Here is an 18,621-nt window from a genome sequence, read left to right on the forward strand (position 1 = left end):
ACCAGCGACGTCACCGCCGTGGCCCGGGCCAAGGCGGCGCACCCGGCGCCGTGGACCACCTTGAGGTCTTCCGCGTCGCCCATCCGGCGTTCTACCCGTGTCCGCCGGTGGGGCTTTGGATGTGTGCCAATCCGTGGCAGATCGCACCCGGTCGGCGCTCGCACCAGATCACCGGCCGCCGCGTCCATGCCTCTTAGCGGAGGTCGGGCGCGGCGTCCGGCACGAAGGTCTCCGGTCTGCGTGGCGGTCGCCGGTAGCCGGCGGCGGGAGGGCGGTGCGGGATCTTCAGCTTTGCCCGCCGTACCTCCTCGTAGGGGATCGTGGACAGCAGGTGGGCGATCATGTTGATCCTGGCCCGCCGCTTGTCCTCGCTCTCCACGTCGTACCACGGTGCCTCTGGGATGTCGGTGTGCACCAGCATCTCGTCCTTGGCCCTGGAGTAGTCCTCCCAGCGGGTGATCGATTCCAGGTCCATCGGCGACAGCTTCCACTGCCGCATCGGATCCTCCAGCCGGGCGTGGAATCGCCGTTCCTGCTCCTCGTCACTCACCGAGAACCAGTACTTGCGCAGCAGGATCCCGTCCTCCACCAGCAACCGTTCAAAGATCGGACACTGGTGGAGGAATCGCGTGTACTCCTCCTGGGTGCAGAAACCCATCACCCGTTCGACACCCGCGCGGTTGTACCAGCTGCGGTCGAACAACACGATCTCCCCGGCAGCGGGCAAATGCTCGATGTAGCGCTGGAAGTACCACTGTGACCGCTCCCGCTCGGTCGGTGCCGGGAGCGCGGCGATACGCGCCACGCGCGGGTTGAGGTACTCGGAGACCCGCTTGATCGTGCTCCCCTTGCCGGCCGCATCCCTCCCCTCGAAGATCACAACCACCCGCCGGCCTTCCGCGCGCACCCACCCTTGCAGCTTCACCAGCTCTCCCTGCAGGCGGAAAAGCTCCTTCTCGTACGCCTTGCGCGGCAATCTCTTCTCCATCGGGCTCCCTCCATGGCCATTGACACATCGCAGGCGGGCCGTGTCGACCATCTTGGCCAAGGTGAGCGCGCCGGACCGGATCACCTTCGCCGACATCAATTATTCGCGCGCCAGGTTGACCAGCAGCATGGGCGAGTAGTGCTCCATCGCCCGGTCGATGAGGAACTGCTCGGGTTCCTTCATCGCCTCGCTGTCGGCGGGGCGCTGATACTGGTGGCCAGGCGCGCGGCTATGAGACCTTGCACCGCCTGTGAGCTCCTTGCGGGATCTGGACGATCAGATGGGTTGCCGGATGCGTCGGCCGGTAGCCTCCACCGCAGTGATGACGATGAAATGGTCGCGAGCGCGTGCCCACGACGTCAACGGCAGTCGTTCCAGCCGGGCGATCTGTGCGGGGTCGTCGGCGACACGGGCATACCCGACGACGGTGACCGACCAGCCGGTCCGCTCTCCTGAATCGAAGTCGTCGACCTCGAAAGCCACGACCGCATGGCGGGTGGCGGCGGCCAGCTTGGAACCGGCCGCCGTACGGATGACGATGTCCTCCCCGTCCAGGCAGAAGTTGACCGGCTGCACGGCCGGCAGGGCGCGATCGGTGAAGACGATCCGCCCGATTGGGCGTGAGGGCAGCAGGCGCATGCACTCCTCGTGCGAGAGCACCTGCAGGCCGGCCGAGTCGAGTTTCATACCGCTAGCCTGCCAGCGCCCCTACCTGACTGGTCAGGGACGAAAGTCCCGTGACGGCCGCCGATCGCCCTCAGTGGTGGTGACCGTAGACCGTCCAACATGCGACACTCGCCGACGACAAGCGGGGGTTCTCCTTCGTTGGCCGGCGCGACGCCTCATCTGCGGCACCCGTGTGGTTTCGCGACCCGGCCAGGCGGGATCCCTCAGCTGTCGCTGTCTCCCGCTGACGTCACCGTACCGGCCTGGACGGCACCGGCGCGGCCGAGCGCCTGCCTGGCCGTGGCACGGACCGCGGTGAGGGTCAGCACCAGCGTCAGCACCGACACCCCGGCCAGCAGAGCCAGGCCCAGCCCGTAGGAGCCGAACAGGCCGTAGACGAACCCCATCACCAGCGGCGGCACGAACCCGCCCAGCCCTCCGGCAGCGCCGACCAGGCCCGTGACCGAGCCCACCTTGTCAGCCGGGGCCACCGCCGCCACCAGGGCGAAGGTGGCCCCGCTGCCGGCGCCGAGCGCCCCGGCCATGGTCAGGAACGCGACCGTGCCCAGCATCATCAGCGGTGGAGTGAACGCCTGCACCGCGGCGCAGAGCGCGACTACGGCGAACACGGCAACCAGAACAGGAATCGGCCCGATCCGGTCCGACAGCCAGCCGCCGATGGGACGCATCGCGACCGCCAAGATCACGAATCCGGCCATGCGGTTGGCCGCGTCGGCCTGCTCCAGGCCGTAGGCCGACTGCAGGTAGACGGGCAGGTACACGGAGAAGGCGACGTAGCCGCCGAACGCCACCGCATACAGCACGCATGCCTGCCAGGTGATCGGCAGGCGCACGGCCGCGGCCAGGCGCGCCACGCTCGACTGGGCCGGGACCGTACGGCCCGGCGCGTCCCGCAGCACGCACCAGGCCACGACGGCGTAGAGAGCGAGTATGGCCGCGGTGAGCAGGAACGGGGTGGCCGAGCCGCCGGTCCTGACGAGCCTGACGGTGGTCAGCGCGCTGATCGCGGTGCCGCCCATCCCCATGCCGAAGACACCGACGGCCAGACCGCGGCGCTCGGGCGGGAACCAGGCGCTGACGAAGGGCACACCCACGGCGAACACCGTCCCCCCGATGCCCAGGAAGAACCCGCCCACCAGCAGCGCCGCCAGCGAGCTCTGCCCCGCCACGCCGATGAACAGCACCGGGACGATGGCAGCCGCCGAGATCAGCGGGAACATCACCCGGCCGCCGAAGCGGTCGGTGAGCGCCCCGACGGGGATGCGGCCCAACGAGCCGACGATCACCGGCACGGCGACCAGCAGCGCCTGCTGGGCAGCCGACAGGTTCAGCAGTTCCTTGAACCGCGGGCCCAGCGGGCTGAGCAGCGCCCACGCCCAGAAATTCACCGCGAATCCCGCGGTCGCCAACGCCAGCATCAGCGCCGGCCGGCGGGTGGAACCGCGTGGGACTGCTCGGTTGCTCCTATCGGTGCTCATCTCATCCGTCCTTGTGCGCCCATTCATGCCCAAAGTAGGTGCCGTGGTGCATCCCGCCGTTTCCAGCAGGTGAGCACCTCTGCGAGGAGGCGGACCGTCCGGCCCAATCGAGAAGACCAAAGGTGCGCCGGGTGGCCAGGCGGAGCGGTTCTGCCGGCCGCGAACCGCCCACAAGATCGGCCCCAGGGCGATCGGCCCCCTCCGGCATTCGCCGACCACCACCTGGTTGTCGCGATGTTCTTGCCCCGCCCTCTCCCATCGCATCTCACCGCAACAGCTCCATGCCCCCTAGGGGCGAAAGTCCTGCCTGTTGAGTGCTTTCTTCCCCTGATCCTCCGCTGCCTGACGATGGAAGCGTTCAGCCGGTAGCTATTGCAGCGACCGGACGCCCCGCATTCTGTCTCGCACACCCACCTCGACAGCACGTGTGCCACGGTCAGCGGCGACCCGCGCAATGCCGCCTCCCCCAGCTGCCCACCTGACGGCATCAAACCCGGCACGCGAGCCGTCGACTCCGACCGCGATCATGGCTGCTCCCTCCTTCCAGGACACCACCGACTGTCGCGGCGGCCTGGCGCCGAAGGTCCCTCAGACGAAGGACGTGCAGCCCTGAAGGCCCCGGAGGAAACGAACTCGCCACCCCGGGAAACCGCGGTGCCGCTGATTAGGGACTTTGGCCCCTTTCTTGTGGCGGGCCGAGCCGGTTAGCGTCGGAGCATGATTCGGGTGTTCCTCGTCGATGACCATGAGGTGGTGCGGCGGGGCGTGGCTGCCCTGTTGGACTCCGAGGACGACATCGAGGTGATCGGCGAGGCCGGGACCGCGGAGTCGGCGATCGCCCGCATCGCGGCGCTCAAGCCGGACGTGGCGGTGCTGGACGTCCGGCTGCCCGACGGCAATGGGGTGGACGTGTGCCGCGAGGCCCGCTCCAGGTTGCCGGAGCTGGCGTGCCTGATGCTGACCTCCTACACCGACGACGACGCGCTGTTCGAGGCGGTGATGGCGGGCGCCGCCGGTTACGTGCTCAAGCAGATCCATGGCTCCGACCTGGTGGGCGCCGTACGTACGGTCGCCTCGGGGCGGTCGCTGCTCGATCCGCAGACCACTGCGGCGATGCTCCAGCGGCTGCGGGAGCACGCTGCCCGGAAAGATCCGCTGGCGGCGCTGTCGGAGCAGGAGCGCAACATCCTGGACCTGATCGGCGAGGGGCTGACGAACCGGCAGATCGGTGAGCGGATGTTCCTGGCCGAGAAGACGGTCAAGAACTACGTGTCCAACCTGCTGTCCAAACTCGACATGCAGCGCCGTACCCAGGCGGCGGCGCTGTCCGCCAGATTGCGGGCAGATCGGCGAGAATGACGGGCCTTCGTCCTCAGTGCGACGGCGAATCTGAGCGCATCAGAGCGGGACGCTCCAGCGAAGAGCTGTCCCCCCGGCTTCCCGAGAGGTGACCTCGAAGGAGCCGCCGAGCGTGGTGGCACGCTCTTGCAGGTTACGCAGGCCGCTACGCCTGCCGTCGGCGGGCAGCCCGACGCCGTTGTCCTGAACGGCCAGCGTGAGCGTGTCATCCGCCACTTCAACGGAAACGTCCGCTTTGGAGGCCTTGGCGTGGCGGACCACGTTGGACAGCGCTTCGCGCAGGACGGCGAGCAGGTTCTCGGCGATGGGTTCGGGGACGCGGTTGTCGAGCTGGCCCTCCATCAGCAGGCCTGGCATGAAGCCGAGATGGCCACGGGAGGTTTCCACCAACTCCACGATCTGGGCGCGCAGGCTGGGGCCGAGGGCCTCGCGCGACCCCTGCAGGGCGAAGATGGTCGAGCGGATCTGCCGGATGGTCTCGTCCAACTCGTCGATCGTGTGCCGTATCCGGTTCGCCGCCTCAGGCTTGTCCACCAGCCGGACCGTGCTCATCAGTGTCATCGCGATCGCGAACAGCCGCTGGATGACCACGTCGTGCAGATCCTTGGCGATGCGGTCGCGATCTTCGAGCAGGCTGAGGCGTTCGGCGTCCTTGCGGGCCTCGGCCAGCTCCAGCGCGATGGCGGCCTGCCCGGCGAACGCCTCCAGCATCCGCAGGTCCGCGGCGCTGAACGGCAGTCGGCCCGACCGTTTCGCCACCGCCACCACGCCGCGCACCTTCTCCCCCACGCCCAGGGGCATCAGCAGCTCGGGGCCGAAGCCGAGGTGACGCAACGGTGAGTTCGTCTCGTGCAGCTCCTGCGCCGAAACCGCCTCGCCGCGGGTGTAAACCTGGCCGGCCGCGGTGGACGCCAGGTCGAAGGTCAGGCCCGCCACCTGCTCGGCGTGCTCGCCATCGACGTACTCCACCACCAGGGATCGGCCGCCTGCCTCCGGTATAAGGATCTTCACGAGGTCGGCGTCGCTCATCTGACGGGCGCGGGCCGCCAGCAGGGTGAGCGCCTCGCGCGGGTCGGCCCCGGACAGCAGGCTGGTGGTGATCTCGGAGGAGGCCTGCAGCCAGGTCTCGCGCCGCCGCGTCTTCTCATACAGACGGGCGTTCTCCACGGCGACGCCGGCGGCGGCGGCCAGTGCGATGACGATCGCCTCGTCCTCCTCGTCGAACTCCGCCCCGCCCCGCTTCTCGGTCAGATACAGGTTGCCGAACACCTCATCGCGTACCCGTACCGGCACACCGAGAAAAGTGCCCATCGGAGGATGCCCGGAAGGGAACCCATAGGATTCCGGGTGGTCGGAGATGCGGCTGAGCCGCAGCGGGCGGGCGTCCTTGATCAGCAGGCCGAGCAGGCCGAGTCCGTGCGGCCAGTGCTCGATGCGGGCGATCTCCTCCTCGGTCAAGCCGACCGGGATGAACTGCAGGAGCGTGCTCTGCTCCCCGACCACGCCCAGCGCGCCATAGGTGGCGTCCACCAGCCTGGTCGCGGTCTCCACGATCCGGCGCAGCACCGTCTCCAGATCCAGATCGCTGCCCACCGACACGACGGCTTCCAGCAGAGCGTGCACCCGGTCGCGGGTGGACAGTACGGCATCGAGCCTGACCTGCAGCTCGGCCAGCAACTCATCCAGCCGCATGTTCGGCATCAAGGGGCGGTGCTCGCCTTCCGTCATAAGGATCAGTGTTCCACCTGGACGGCGCCACGCCCATCCCCAGATCACTACAGCATGTCGGACAGCGGGCGGCGGACCGATTCCTTGTCGTCGAAGGTGATCCCCAGCCGCATGATCATCTGCGGGTACTCCTGCGAGCACAGCTCCTGCCTGAGGAACTCACGCAGGTGGTACATCTCCAGCGCCTGGGTGTGGAAGGCGGCGCTGACCCCATACGCGGAGGCGTGCAGCAGAACGCTTTGCAGCGCCTGCCCCGTCGCGGTCCATTCCTCCCGCGTGTCGCCCGGGGTGGTGAGCAGGGCCACGACTCCGGTCGCCGTGGAGCCACTCTGGTCGGCTTGGCTCCCCCAATCGTGGCGCCAGGCGTAGTCGCGCTGGGGGAAGTACGGGTCGGTCCGGGCGGCCTGGCGCGGGTAGCCCTCGGCCGGCACGCCGTCCTTGCGGGCGCTGCCCGGCGGCCGGACCCAGCGGATCAGCTCCAGGCTGAGCGCCCTGTCCTGGGACTGCGCCGCCTGCGCGGCCTGGGTGAGCGCCGCGATCATACTCACCGCGACGGGCGAGCCGACCGGCGTCAGCCTGGCCCCCTCACTCCTGGCGTCCTTGACCAGCCCTTCGAGCAGCCGCTCAGGCACAGGCAGGTCGGTGAACCCCGCCCGGTGGGTACGGCGCCGCTCGATCTCCACGCCGAGCGCCCGCGTGTCCTCGTCGGCCTCCACCTCCGTACCCAGCCTGATCGTGGCCAGCAGCGAGGGACGGTCCGGATCCGGCAGCACACGGACGGACGGCTCATAACCCTCACATCGCAGCGCTGTACGGATGGTGAAGAGAGCGGCCCCGCAGCTGATCAGCAACTCCCTACCGGCGTTGTCACCGATGAGCAGCTTCCTGCCGGTGTCGGCTCGCAAACTGATCTCCTCACCGGACACGCCGAAGGACCAGGGCTGCGTGTTGTGCACGGAAGGGGCCCAGCGAGCGGCCTCCAACGCCGCCTGAATGGCGTGCTCTCGATGCTGTGCCGTGCCAGCGGCCATGACAGCACCTCCCATCGGTGATGACCCCAGCCCATCACGCTGGAACGGCATCCAGGCAGGGTCGAAGGTCCCACCCCGTTAGAGGCATCGGCCCTCCTCGAACACTCGCCACGAACCCGACGGCCCGGGACCTTCGGCACCAAGGCCGGGGCCGTACGGCACTGCCGAGGGCCGTGGCACCTGCGACAGCGTGGGTGGCGGGAGGTGCGTCATGTCCCCATCACTCGCCACCATGTTCGGCGTCAGGCGGCTGCTCGTCGCGGCCGGTCAGGCGCCTTCCGTGCACAACACCCAGCCATGGCGCTTCGCCGTGTCCGGCGAGGAGATCAGTTTGCGGGCCGATCCCGACCGGCGACTGCGGGTGAGCGACCCGCGAGGGCGGTCCCAGCATGTGAGCTGCGGCGCGGCCCTGTTCAACCTGCGCCTGGCGGTGCGGGTGACCGGGCGGCGTCCGCTGGTCTGGCTGCTGCCGAACCCCGATGAGGAGCCCCGCCTGCTGGCGGCCGTGCGCATGGCCGACGCCGCGCCCGCCTCCGGCGAGCAGCGCGAGCTGTACGACCTGATTCCGGTACGTCGCACCAGCCGGGAACCGTTCTTCGAGCGGCAGGTGCCGCTGCCGGTACTGGCCGAGCTGCGCATCGCCGCCTCTCGCGAGGGCGCGCACCTGCTGCTCCTCGACCCGCGCTGCGCCGGGGAGACACTCGACTATGCCGCCATGGCCGAGGACGAGTTGGCCCGAGACCACGACTACCAGGCGGAGCTGGCCGCGTGGACGATGTCCGGCGCCCGTTTCGACGGCGTCCCGAGTTACGTGCATGGGCCGCGGCCGGTCAAGGAGCCCGGGCGTACTCGCGATTTCGGGCGGCGGGCTGGTCAGGCTCGCTTCGAGGAGCACCCGCTACTGGCGGTGCTGACCACGCCGGGCGATCGGCCGCTCGACTGGCTGCTAGCCGGACAGGCGCTACAACGCGTGCTGCTGGTGGCCACCGCGCAGGGGCTGTCGGCGTCGTTCCTCAACCAGCCGCTGGACCTGCGGGACATGCGCCGCCGCAGGGATCCGCACCACCGGCGCGGCCACCCTCAGATGATCATCCGGCTCGGTTACGGCCCCTACGTGGCCCGCCCCCCGCGCCGCCCGGCCGGCGAACTGGAGACCAGCCATGTCTGAAAGCTACGACGTACTGCTGCGTGACGGCGGCATAGCCCGAGTTCGTCCGTTGAGCCCCACCGACCGCCACGCGCTGCACGAACTGGTGCGCCATCTGCGTTGACCAACGACCACCGTCGTTGGGACTTACGGCCCTACCAGGCGCACTGCCGCGGGGCTGTGATGAAGACAACAGAACAGCCGACGAGAAGGGCTGACCCGTGAAGCACAGGACCGTCGCCGACGTGATGACCGCCGCAGTCATCACGGTCACCGCGAGAACCCCGTTCAAGGACATCGCCGAGACCTTGATCGCCGGCGGCATCAGCGCCGTCCCGGTGGTCGACGACGACGGCCACGTCATCGGCATGGTGTCCGAGGCCGATCTGCTCCGCAAGGAGGAGTTTCGCGAGCAGTTCTACCGCGAGGGCTACCAGCCGCCGCTGCGCGCCCGGCTGCGCCACCCCAAAGGCAAGAAGAAGGCCGCCGGTGACACCGCGGCCGAGCTGATGACCAGCCCGCCGATCACCGTCTCACCCCAGGCCCCGGCCGTCCTGGCCGCCCGGCTGATGGACTCCCACGACGTCAAACGGCTCGCGGTCGTCGACCAGGACGGCCGCCTGGTCGGCATCGTCTCCCGCCGCGACCTGATCAAGCTGTTCCTGCGCAGCGACGACGACATCGCCACCGAAGTGCGCGAGGACATCCTCGACCGGGGGCTGTGGGTGGATACCTCCGGCGTCCTCGTCCAGGTACGCCAGGGCGTGGTGACGCTGAGCGGCCAGATGGACCGCAAGACCGAGACCGCGATCGCCGTCCGCATGACCCAGCGGGTCAATGGTGTGGTCGACGTCATCGACGAGCTCACCTGGAAGCACGACGACTCCAAGTGGGAGGCCAGATAGTCATGCTCGTGCGCGAGGTCATGAGCGGCCCGGCCATCACCGTCCGCCGCACCGACCCGGTTCGGCAGGCCGTCCGGACGCTGCACGACCATGGCATCACCGCGGCCCCCGTCACGGATGACGCCGACCGCCTGGTCGGCGTGGTCAGCGAGCTCGACCTGCTGCCATGGGCCTCCACCGACCAGGGCGACGACCCTGACGTGGTGCTGGCCTGCGCCGGGGATGTGCCCACGTTGGAGACCCTCGCGGCCGCCGCGCTGCTGGGCGAGCATCTGCCCAAGCTGAAGGTGCGCGTCCTCCCCGAGCCAGCGAGTGGGCCTGGCCCACCTGATCACCGGCCGCCTGATGCCCGCCACCGTCTCAGCCGGTGGCGGGCATCTCCGTGGTCGCAGCCATCTTCAGGGGAGGTCCTAGAGCAAGGGCGGGACGACGATGAGGTCTTCCTTGTCGAAGGTCAACTCGCTGACGACGTCCACGACGCCCTCCACGCCGCGGATCGACTCCACGAGGGCGACGGCCTGCAAGTTCCGCTCGACCCTGCCACCGAGCGTCACGACGCCCTGGTCGAGCTCGATCGCGAACGCCTCGCGATCCGGTAGCAGCGCGGTGATGTCCGCTATCAGGTCGGCGGCCGGACGGGTGAAGACCCGCAGTACGTCACGCTGATGCAGCGTGCCGATGATGCGCCCGGTGACCGGGTCGATCACGGGCAGTTGCTTGACGCGCTTGTCGTGCATGAGCCGCGCCGCGTCGCGGACGGACGCGCCGGGCGTGACGGTGATCGCCGGAGTGGTCATGAGCTCTTCCGCTTTGGTGCCCGCGGCCTTGTGGTGTTCCTGGCGCTGATGGCGCGACTCGAAGATGGAGACGCTGTGCCGTACGGTGTCGGTCTCCTTCAGCAGCAGATCTTCTTCGGAGACCACGCCCACGGGCCGCCGGTCGGCGTCGATCACGGTGACCGCGCCGACGGCGTAGCGCTTCATCGCGCCTACGATCTCGGCGAACGGCGCGTCTTCGAGGACGGCGATGGCCACGCGTCCCATGACGTCCTTGACCTCGATTGTCATCGTCCTCACCTCTCCTTCACCTCCCACGGTCCGCTCCAGCGGCGCCGGTCGGTAGCGGCGAACGTCCCCCAGCGCAGGGGCCTAGGTCCTGACCTGCGGCGTCACCTCGACAGCGGGCTGGCGGTCGTGTTCTGTCCGACCTCGCCATGGGTAGCGTCCTGACATGGCTTGCTTGAAGCGCTCCTCGCGGCCAAGGGCGGGGGTTCCAGCCGGCTCGGGCTCCATCTGGGCGGCGGCCTGGGCTGCTGCTGCTTGGGGCTTGGCCTTCCGGCCCACGCCAAACCGCACACTCACTCTGGGCTGTCTGTGCTCCGCCCTCTCGGCGGTGAGGTTCTACTCGGCGGCGTTCACGTCGGCGTGCTTGATGTGTCCGCGAGCCGGTCATGAACCCATGGGTCCTGTCCTACGGGGGTTTCGACCCGGCCTCCGAGGGGTTGCGTGAGGCGCTGTGCACGCTGGGCAACGGCCGGTTCGCCACGCGCGGCGCGACTCCTGACGGCGAGTTTCGGACTCCGGGCACCTACGTCGCGGGGTGCTATGACCGGCTGGACTCCATCGTCGCGGGGCGGACGGTGACCAACGAGGATCTGGTCAACCTGCCTGACTGGCTGCCCCTCACCTTCGCTGTCCCCGGCTCGGACTGGTTCCGCTCTGAACGCGCTGACTTGCTGGACTACCGCCAGGAGCTCGACATGCACCGCGGGATCCTGCATCGGACGCTGCGCTGGCGCGACGAGTCGGGCCGCATCACCGCGGTACGGCAACGCCGCTTGGTCTCCATGGCCGACCCGCGCCTGGCCGCCCTGGAAACCACCTTCACCACCGAGAACTGGTCGGGCCCGCTCCGCGTCCGCGCCACCCTGGACGGCAGGGTCACCAACAGCGGCGTGGCCCGCTACCGCGACCTGCGCGGCGACCACCTCACCTGCCATGACACCGGCGACCAGAACGGCCTCGCCTGGCTGACCGCCCTCACCCGCTCCTCCCAAATCACCGTGGCGCTCGCCTCCCGTACCGACGCCGCCATCCCCGCCCACGAGGTGATCCGCGAAGGGAACCGGATCAGCACGGAACACGTGCTCGACCTCGCGCAGGGCGTACCCGCCACGTTGACCAAGACCGTGGCCTTGGTGACCTCGCGCGACTGCGCCGTTCACGACGCCCGCTCCGCGGCGATCCGCGCCGTACGGCTGGCGCCGCGTTTCGACACGCTGGTGGCCCAGCACACGGCGGCCTGGGAGCGGCTGTGGCATCGCGCCCGGGTCGATGTGGACGGCCCGGAGCTGTCGCAGATCGTTCACCTGCATGTCTTCCATCTGCTGCAGACGCTCTCTCCGCACACCGCTGACCTGGACGTCGGTGTGCCCGCCCGTGGCCTGCACGGCGAGGCTTATCGGGGGCACGTGTTCTGGGACGAGCTGTTCGTGCTGCCCTGGCTGAACCTGCGCTTCCCCGAGACCTCGCTCGGCCTGCTGCGTTACCGGTGGCGGCGGCTGCCCGAAGCCAGGGCGGCGGCCCGGGCGGCCGGATACGACGGGGCGATGTTCCCCTGGCAAAGCGCCAGCGACGGACGCGAACAGACCCAGACCCTGCACCTCAACCCCGTCTCGGGCCGTTGGCTTGCGGACGCTTCCCACCTGCAGCGGCACATCGGCCTGGCCATCGCCTACAACGTCTGGCAGCACCACCTGGCGACCGGCTCGATGCCGCCGTGGTGCGCGGAACTGCTGATCGACATCGCCAGGTTCTTCGCCTCACTAGCCGTGCTCGACCCCACATCGGGACGATACGAGATCCGCGGCGTCATGGGACCCGACGAGTACCACGAGCGCTACCCGGGAGCCGGCTCCCCCGGCCTGGCCAACAACGCCTACACCAACGTCATGACCGTGTGGCTGCTGCTGCGCGCCCGAGACACCCTGGACCTGCTGCCCGAACTCGCGGTCTCCGCGCAGGAGCGGGCCCGCTGGGACGACATCACCCGCCGCATGCGGGTCGACTTCCACGACGGCGTGGTCAGCCAGTTCACCGGTTACGCCGACCTGCTGGAGCTGGACTGGGCACGCTACCGCGGCGTGCGCCGCCTCGACCGGGCCTTGGAGGCCGACGGTGACGACGTCAACCGCTACAAGGCGGCCAAGCAGGCCGACACCCTGATGCTGTGCTACCTGCTCACCTCCGACGAGCTGGTGGGGATCCTGAACCGGCTGGGCTATCCGGTCGAGCCCAGCCTGATCCCCCGCATGGTCGGCTACTACCTCAACCGCACCAGCCACGGCTCCACCCTCAGCGCCGTCGTGCACGCCTGGGTGCTCGCCCGCTCCGACCGGGCCCGGTCCTGGCAGTTCTTCGCCGAGGCGCTGTTCAGCGACATCAAGGACGTCCAGCACGGCACCACCGCCGAGGGCATCCACCTCGGCGCCATAGCCGGCACCCTCGACCTCCTGCAGCGCTGCTACCTGGGTCTGGAGATCCACCCGCTGCTTCCCGACCGGCTCGGCGTCCTGTCCATGCCGATCCGCTTCTGCGGCACCCAGCTCTTCATCGACGCCGACCAACGGCAGGCACGCATCAACGGAGCGCCAAGACCGGCCTTCATCACCAGCATGCAAGGAGAACCGATCATGACAGCCACAGGCGACCTCGGACGTCGCATCGCCCATCACCGCGAACGCCTCGGCCTGACCCTCGAACAGGTCGCCGACCTCACGGACATGTCACCTGGCTACCTCCAATACCTGGAGGAACAACCCGGCATTCCCACCGCCGAGTCCATGTACCGCCTGGCCGGAGCCTTGGAGACCACCGTCGACGACCTCCTCGGCGGAGGCATCGACCAGCCACCCGGCCGCGGCCGCGCCAAGGCGGCGCCGACACTGGAGAGCCTGGACCGCGACGAATGCCTCAAGCTGATCGAGCCCGGCGGCATCGGGCGGGTCGCCTTCAACGGCTCCAACGGCCCCACCGTGCTGCCCGTCAACTACAAAGTGCGCCACGGCTCCATCGTCTTCCGCACCGCGACGGGCGGCCCCATGGACCAGGACCTGCGCACCGGCCAGGAAGGCGTGGAGATCAAGATCGGCTTCGAGGTGGACCGGATCGACGAGGCCCAGCGCGAAGGGTGGAGCGTGCTCATCCAGGGCCCCGCCCACCACGTCTCGCCCGACGAGCTGTCGGAAGTCACCGACGCCGGCGTCACCCCATGGGCAGGCGGCGAACGCGACCTCTACGTCCGCATCACCCCGCACCAGATCACCGGCCGCCGCATCCACCACCTTTGACGGTCATGCTCCAGGGCCGAAGGTCCCCTTCCCAGAAGGGTGAAGCAACCGATCCCCAAGGGTCCTTCGAGCCCCGCGGAGAGGACTTACGCATCTGCTCGGGCGCCGGGCGGCGCGGCAGAGTTGGCATCACACCAACGACGTGCCGGAGGAGCTGACTGAGATGCGGACCACCCAGATCACCATGCGCCCGAAGCCAGCACGACCTCGACCGGAGATCGACCGCCGCACTCCGTCCGGGCGGCCCCTTCCGTTCTAAACGCCACGGTCCAAACGCCACACCGCGAGCCTGAATCACCCTTCCTCGACGGGCTGTACGAAGACGCCGCCCGCGTGCAAGGGAAGGCGGCGACCGCTGATCTCGTGCAGGGGCAACCGCACGAACACCGGCTCGGTCATCGCGGCCCACGGAGCCCCGATCAACTGCTCCAGACAACTGACCTGCCCACGGTCGGTGATGACTTCGGCCCGACCGCTCAGCACGACGCTCCAACCCGCGTGCAACGCGGGCTCCACATCGTCCGCCTCGAAGACCAGAGGCACGCCGTGTTGGATGGCGTCAAGCTTGCCGCCCCGCGCGGTCCTGAACACGATGCTGTCACCGTCCAGCACGAAGTTGACCGGCACGACCTTCAGATCATTGCCGGATGCCGCCCAGGCAACACGACCGATGACGACCGTCGACAGCAGCGCCAGGCAGGCATCACGGTCCAGGGTCTCGATAGGATCTGCGGGCCTCGATCGCCTTTCCTGCCGCTCCATCCACACAGCGTCTCATGCGGTCCGTCAGCCGTACTCTTGGCCTCGCCGCTCTGTATCCCATGCGACAGATTCCCGGCTCGGTGGAGGTTGCCGGGCTGGTCCCCGGCGACGTCGTCGAACTACGGCTGGGCGAGATCCTGCCGGCCGACCTGCGGTTGATCTCGGTGACCGACCTGGAATGTGAGGAGTCGGCGCTAACGGGCGAGTCGCTGCCGACGGCCAAGGCCACGGAGCCGACCGGCGCGAACACCGCCCTCGCCGAGCTAACCTGCGGCGCGCTGATGGGCGTCGTACGCGAGGGCTCGGGCACCGGCGTCGTGGTGGCCACCGGGGCCGCGCCGCGTTCGGAAAGATCGCGCTCGCGCTTGGTGAGCGTCACCCGAGACCGAGTTCCAGACAGGGCTGCGCCGCTTCTCCATGCTGCTGGTGCGCGTCGCCGCCGTGCTCACCAGCACGATCTTCATCATCAACGTGGTCTTGCAGCGGCCGGTCGTCGACGCGCTGCTGTCCTCCCTGGCGATCGCAGGGGGCATCTCCCCCAGTTGCTGCCGGCGGTCGTCTCCACCAGCCTGGCCGCCAGCAGCCGGCGGCTCGCCCGGCACAAGGTACTCGTCATGCGCCTGGTGTGCATCGAGAGTCTGGGTGACGTGGAGGTGCTGTTCACTGACACGACGGGCACCCTCACCGAGGGTCGCATCAGCTTCATGTGCGGCGTGGACGCGGCCGGGCACGTCGGCGAGGAACCGCTGGAGCTCGGCCTGCTGCGCGACGAGGCCATCGTTGACCCCGATGCCGGGCGGGGACAGGTGGTCGGCGGCAACCCTCTGGACCTGGCTCTGTGGAACTCACCCGCCGCTGCCACCTTGCACGAGCAGCTGGGCCGCTACCGGCGGCTGGCCCTTGTGCCCTTCGCCTCATCGAGCTCGGCAAGCGCTGGTTCTACCGCAACGCTCCCGAGGTCGCGCGCCACCGCGAACCGCCTCACGCTCACCGCATCCACCGCAGAGCCAGCCGCTTCACCGTCGCAAGCACCTCCTTGCCGCGCAAAGCCACGACGGCGCCCGCCGGGCAATAGCCAACCAACAGCCGCTCCTTGATCAGACCAGCCCGCGGGTTACCCCACCTGTCAGTGCCGACCGCGTTACACATCCCGCCGCCACGAACTCCAGGCGGGCCGACCGATCAGCGGTGGCCTCGCAACGAGGCAGTCGCCGACGGGACTTTCGGTGGCTATCGGAACAGGGCGTCGTCGATGGTGAAGCGGATGAACTCGCTCTTGGTCCACCGATCTGTGCCAGGCCACCAGCCTCCGGACAGGTAGGCCGGAATGGTGAACCCGTCGAACTCGATCTCGCGCCCGCACTCCACCCCGAACACGTGGTCGCGGTAGCGGCCCTCCCCGGGATCTCCCCACCGGGAGATCGTGACGCGCTCCAACGCGCCGCTGGGCGCGACGGTCAGGGTCACGTCGTGATCCTCGGGCCCTACGGGAAGGCTGGCGATGGCTTGGCGGTCGTCGATCGACTTCCACCGCACCCTCGGGTCGAGTGCGGCGGCGGGCGCCATGACGAACTCGCAGGCCAGTCGGCCGGCGGCACTTCTGGTGATGTCCGGACCAGCCCCGGACATCACGGGGATGACATCCAGCAGCCGCCAGCGCATCTCCCCCTGGCCCGCCCGATAGCGGTCGAACCCGTGCACGGGCAACAGTCCCAGGTAGGCGGTGGCCGACCAGACGAAGCCCTCCATCGGCAGGAGTACCTGCTGGGCGCGGAAGTCGCGCCAGGTGTTGAGCCGGATGGAGCCGTGCATGTCCAGCACCACCGCGCGCAGCAGGGGTGTCCCCGGAGCGATGGCGTGCAGCACCCAGCGTCGAGCCGGTTCTGGCAGGTGGCCGGCCTGTGCCGGGTCGAACTCCTGGGCGTCCTTGGTCTGCGCCTGCAGGAGGTCCCAGTCGTGACAGGCCGTCTCGGTCATGTACGGCGGGGCGACGATGACGCTCATGATCGCCGCCAAGGAGTCTGTACCACGGCCACCGGACAGCGAGCCCGGTGCAGGACACCGTGGCTGACCGACCCGAGTGCCGCCGAGGCGAAGCCGCCCAGTCCGCGTGATCCGACCACCACGAGCGCCGCCTTCTCGGACGCCCTGGCCAGGACCGGGACCGGGTGCCCTGGGACGATCGACTCGATCATCTCGACGTCCGGGTACTTCTCGTGCCACAGCGCCAGGCGCAGCCGGATCTCCGCCGCCTCGTCGCCCAGCGCCCCGGCCAAGAGCGGGCCGCACCCCGAGGGCTGTGGGGCGAGCATCGGTGTCCTGTGGCCGTACACGACACGCACCGGTGTGCGCCGCGCCCCGGCTTGTTCCAGGGCGTATTCCAGCGCCGACTCCGCGAACGGGGAGCCGTCGAAGCCGACGACGATCTCACGGTGCCCGTCGGGGACGGGCATCCGGACGATGACCACCGGGCTGTGCGCGTGCCCGGCCAGACCGAGCCCGACCGAGCCCAGCACCAGTCCGGCGAACCCGCCGAGACCTCTGCTGCCCACCACCACGCTGTCGGCCGTCTCCGACTCGCTCTTCAGCCGCTCGATCACCGCGCCCGTGACCAGAGCCGTTGAGACCTCCAGCGTGGGGGTGAGCCTCCGTACCTGGTCGGCGGCCTTGTCGAGCAGGTACGTGCACCGCTCGGTCAGAGTCTGCCGGTCACTGGCCGCGGTGGGCGGATGCTCCGCCGCCCAGGGCTCGCGCACGAGCACGATCCGCAGGGGAAGCCCTCTACGTGAGGCGTCGTCAGCGGCCCAGCCGAGCGCCGAACCGGCCGATGGCGATCCGTCCACGCCGACAACGATCGGTCTGCTCATCGTCGTCCTCCTTCGGGCCTTCTCCGCCGGATGCGGCGCACGCCCCTCGTTCACGGTGACTTCGACGTCCTTCACCGGTTCCGATTCCCACACCTCCAGCACACACCTACCGGCCTACGTCTCCCAGAGGACGAAGTCCTGCCCTATCAGGGACCATCGGCCCTGGGAACGCGGTGGCGCGATGTCCCCGGCCGGGTACGGAGTCCGATCCGTGACGAACCGGCCCGCCTCCACCACGACGGCGTCGACGGGCACCCAGTCACCGGCGGCGACCTCGACGATCCGGAGCACCGTGCCATCGCGCCGGAGCTTGGTCATCGGAGCACCAGTAGCTGACCAGCCCGGCGGTCAGCAACAGGATCGACAGCGGATCGGCGAGCTGGCGCATGGCTCTCGCCCGCACGGACGGCTGTTTGGGCGCGGGCAGCTCATTGGGCCCGTGCTCGGCCAGCAGTTGGGCGGCCTCAGACTCGGTCAGCCTAGTGAGGGGGTTCGGAACAGGACGGTCAGGGAAGGCGTCCGGCACACCGATCGCCGGGCGCCTTCTGACGGTCTCAGGACGCCGGGATCAGGAAGGACGAGGCGAGGTGCCTGCCCCATTGCCTGGCTCGCTCCACCTCGCCGGCCACCAGCGGCCCCTGAGTTCCGGTGACGTAGAAGCTCTCGGCGGGCGAGGCCAAGGCCAGGCCGAGCCGACGTAACCGCTTGGCGACACCGCGCGCGGCCGAGCCGGGCATGCGCGGCTTGGCGATCCGCGTGTCGAAGGCGGCCGAGGCGAGTCTGGCCGACGGCGACCGAACAGTGGCCAGCCACTCCCGCACCCCCTGCCCTTGGGAGAGCACCCGGCCCTGCTGGGCGGCCGATTGCCGGGTCGAGGCCCTGCTCATCCCGAAGGCGTGCGTCGGGCCGCCGACGACGAGCAGGCCGAGGTCCTCCCCGACCGAGGCGGGCGCGGAGCCGACCTCCAGGACCTCTGTCCTCATCGTGGTGGCCAGCCCTTCCGCCACCGCCTCGGCGATTTGCTTGGTGTTGCCGAACATGGACTCGTAAACGATCAGCGCGTACATCTCCTGCCTCCTTCGGACTCAGCTCCGCGCCGGTATCACCGGTTCGAGGTGGAACATGCCGGTCACCACCTCGCCGCCCTCTTTCAGGTGATGGCTACGTCCGGCCACCGCCGACACGACATCGCGGGCGGTGATCATCCCGACCAGTCCCCTGCCGGACACCACGGGTACGGCGTCACAGCCGGCGTCGGTCATCACGGCCGCGACCCGGGTCAGCGGGTCGTCCGGCCGCACCCGCGGCCTGCGCTCACCGG

General features: G+C 69.2%; 18 protein-coding genes and 2 pseudogenes. 7 read left to right on the plus strand and 13 right to left on the minus strand.

Going from position 1 to position 18,621, the window contains the following annotated elements; translation table 11 throughout:
- Positions 1–193: 193 nt before the first annotated feature.
- The 3 genes from ppk2 to LDL49_RS49685 form a co-directional block, all read right to left on the minus strand.
- On the minus strand, positions 194–988 hold the full coding sequence (gene ppk2 / locus LDL49_RS49675) for a polyphosphate kinase 2 (RefSeq protein WP_225301955.1): 795 nt from the start codon (positions 986–988) through the stop codon (positions 194–196).
- Positions 989–1,264: 276 nt separating this feature from the next.
- Complete coding sequence (locus LDL49_RS49680; RefSeq protein WP_225301956.1) at positions 1,265–1,675, minus strand: pyridoxamine 5'-phosphate oxidase family protein; 411 nt, start codon at positions 1,673–1,675, stop codon at positions 1,265–1,267.
- 203 nt (positions 1,676–1,878) lie between these two features.
- Positions 1,879–3,153, minus strand: coding sequence for an MFS transporter (locus LDL49_RS49685; RefSeq protein ID WP_308016288.1), 1,275 nt, complete (start codon positions 3,151–3,153; stop codon positions 1,879–1,881).
- 717 nt (positions 3,154–3,870) lie between these two features.
- Here LDL49_RS49685 and LDL49_RS49690 point away from each other — a divergent pair.
- Positions 3,871–4,512: a response regulator transcription factor gene (locus LDL49_RS49690; protein ID WP_225301957.1), complete on the plus strand. Its 642-nt coding sequence runs from the start codon at positions 3,871–3,873 to the stop codon at positions 4,510–4,512.
- Between the two features lie 39 nt (positions 4,513–4,551).
- Here LDL49_RS49690 and LDL49_RS49695 read toward each other — a convergent pair whose 3' ends face one another.
- Complete coding sequence (locus LDL49_RS49695; protein WP_225301958.1) at positions 4,552–6,240, minus strand: sensor histidine kinase; 1,689 nt, start codon at positions 6,238–6,240, stop codon at positions 4,552–4,554.
- A 47-nt stretch (positions 6,241–6,287) separates the two neighbouring features.
- Positions 6,288–7,271, minus strand: a complete 984-nt coding sequence (locus LDL49_RS49700; protein WP_225301959.1) for an Acg family FMN-binding oxidoreductase — start codon at positions 7,269–7,271, stop codon at positions 6,288–6,290.
- A gap of 211 nt (positions 7,272–7,482) precedes the next feature.
- Between LDL49_RS49700 and LDL49_RS49705 the strand changes: the two genes are divergently transcribed.
- From LDL49_RS49705 to LDL49_RS57765, 4 genes and pseudogenes are all read left to right on the plus strand, one after another.
- A complete protein-coding gene (locus LDL49_RS49705) occupies positions 7,483–8,439 on the plus strand; it encodes an Acg family FMN-binding oxidoreductase (protein ID WP_225301960.1) in 957 nt (318 codons plus the stop codon).
- 200 nt (positions 8,440–8,639) lie between these two features.
- Positions 8,640–9,323 (plus strand): CBS domain-containing protein, encoded by a 684-nt coding sequence (locus LDL49_RS49710; protein WP_225301961.1) that lies wholly within the window; start codon positions 8,640–8,642, stop codon positions 9,321–9,323.
- Between the two features lie 20 nt (positions 9,324–9,343).
- Positions 9,344–9,475, plus strand: a pseudogene (locus tag LDL49_RS59530) (CBS domain-containing protein); the annotation flags it as partial.
- 15 nt (positions 9,476–9,490) lie between these two features.
- Positions 9,491–9,622, plus strand: a pseudogene (locus tag LDL49_RS57765) (phosphoketolase family protein); the annotation flags it as partial.
- 111 nt (positions 9,623–9,733) lie between these two features.
- Here the strand turns inward: LDL49_RS57765 and LDL49_RS49720 are convergent.
- Complete coding sequence (locus LDL49_RS49720; protein ID WP_225301962.1) at positions 9,734–10,390, minus strand: CBS domain-containing protein; 657 nt, start codon at positions 10,388–10,390, stop codon at positions 9,734–9,736.
- A gap of 383 nt (positions 10,391–10,773) precedes the next feature.
- On the opposite strand from LDL49_RS49720, the gene LDL49_RS49725 reads away from it, so the two are divergent.
- Complete coding sequence (locus tag LDL49_RS49725; protein WP_308016289.1) at positions 10,774–13,671, plus strand: pyridoxamine 5'-phosphate oxidase family protein; 2,898 nt, start codon at positions 10,774–10,776, stop codon at positions 13,669–13,671.
- 294 nt (positions 13,672–13,965) lie between these two features.
- On the opposite strand, the gene LDL49_RS49735 is transcribed toward LDL49_RS49725, so the two are convergent.
- On the minus strand, positions 13,966–14,433 hold the full coding sequence (locus tag LDL49_RS49735) for a pyridoxamine 5'-phosphate oxidase family protein (protein WP_225301963.1): 468 nt from the start codon (positions 14,431–14,433) through the stop codon (positions 13,966–13,968).
- Positions 14,434–14,492: 59 nt separating this feature from the next.
- Between LDL49_RS49735 and LDL49_RS49740 the strand changes: the two genes are divergently transcribed.
- Positions 14,493–15,530, plus strand: coding sequence for a P-type ATPase actuator domain-containing protein (locus tag LDL49_RS49740; RefSeq protein WP_225301964.1), 1,038 nt, complete (start codon positions 14,493–14,495; stop codon positions 15,528–15,530).
- A 133-nt stretch (positions 15,531–15,663) separates the two neighbouring features.
- On the opposite strand, the gene LDL49_RS49745 is transcribed toward LDL49_RS49740, so the two are convergent.
- From LDL49_RS49745 to LDL49_RS49770, 6 genes are all read right to left on the minus strand, one after another.
- Positions 15,664–16,437 carry a DUF6544 family protein gene (locus LDL49_RS49745; protein ID WP_225301965.1) on the minus strand — a complete coding sequence of 258 codons (774 nt, stop codon included), beginning with the start codon at positions 16,435–16,437 and terminating at the stop codon, positions 15,664–15,666.
- On the minus strand, positions 16,434–17,300 hold the full coding sequence (locus LDL49_RS49750; protein WP_225301966.1) for a universal stress protein: 867 nt from the start codon (positions 17,298–17,300) through the stop codon (positions 16,434–16,436). Before LDL49_RS49750 ends, LDL49_RS49745 begins: the two co-directional genes overlap by 4 nt.
- 114 nt (positions 17,301–17,414) lie before the next feature.
- The gene (locus LDL49_RS49755) at positions 17,415–17,618 is read right to left on the minus strand and encodes a hypothetical protein (RefSeq protein WP_225301974.1); all 204 of its coding nucleotides are present in this window, start codon (positions 17,616–17,618) and stop codon (positions 17,415–17,417) included.
- The gene (locus LDL49_RS58840; protein WP_225301967.1) at positions 17,560–17,826 is read right to left on the minus strand and encodes a cation-transporting P-type ATPase; all 267 of its coding nucleotides are present in this window, start codon (positions 17,824–17,826) and stop codon (positions 17,560–17,562) included. Before LDL49_RS58840 ends, LDL49_RS49755 begins: the two co-directional genes overlap by 59 nt.
- Before the next feature lie 28 nt (positions 17,827–17,854).
- The gene (locus LDL49_RS49765) at positions 17,855–18,367 is read right to left on the minus strand and encodes a flavodoxin family protein (protein WP_225301968.1); all 513 of its coding nucleotides are present in this window, start codon (positions 18,365–18,367) and stop codon (positions 17,855–17,857) included.
- 18 nt (positions 18,368–18,385) lie between these two features.
- On the minus strand, positions 18,386–18,621 hold a 236-nt coding region (locus LDL49_RS49770; RefSeq protein ID WP_225301969.1), incomplete at its 5' end, for a CBS domain-containing protein.

The organism is Nonomuraea aurantiaca (genome assembly GCF_020215705.1).
Taxonomy (GTDB): Bacteria; Actinomycetota; Actinomycetes; order Streptosporangiales; family Streptosporangiaceae; genus Nonomuraea; species Nonomuraea aurantiaca.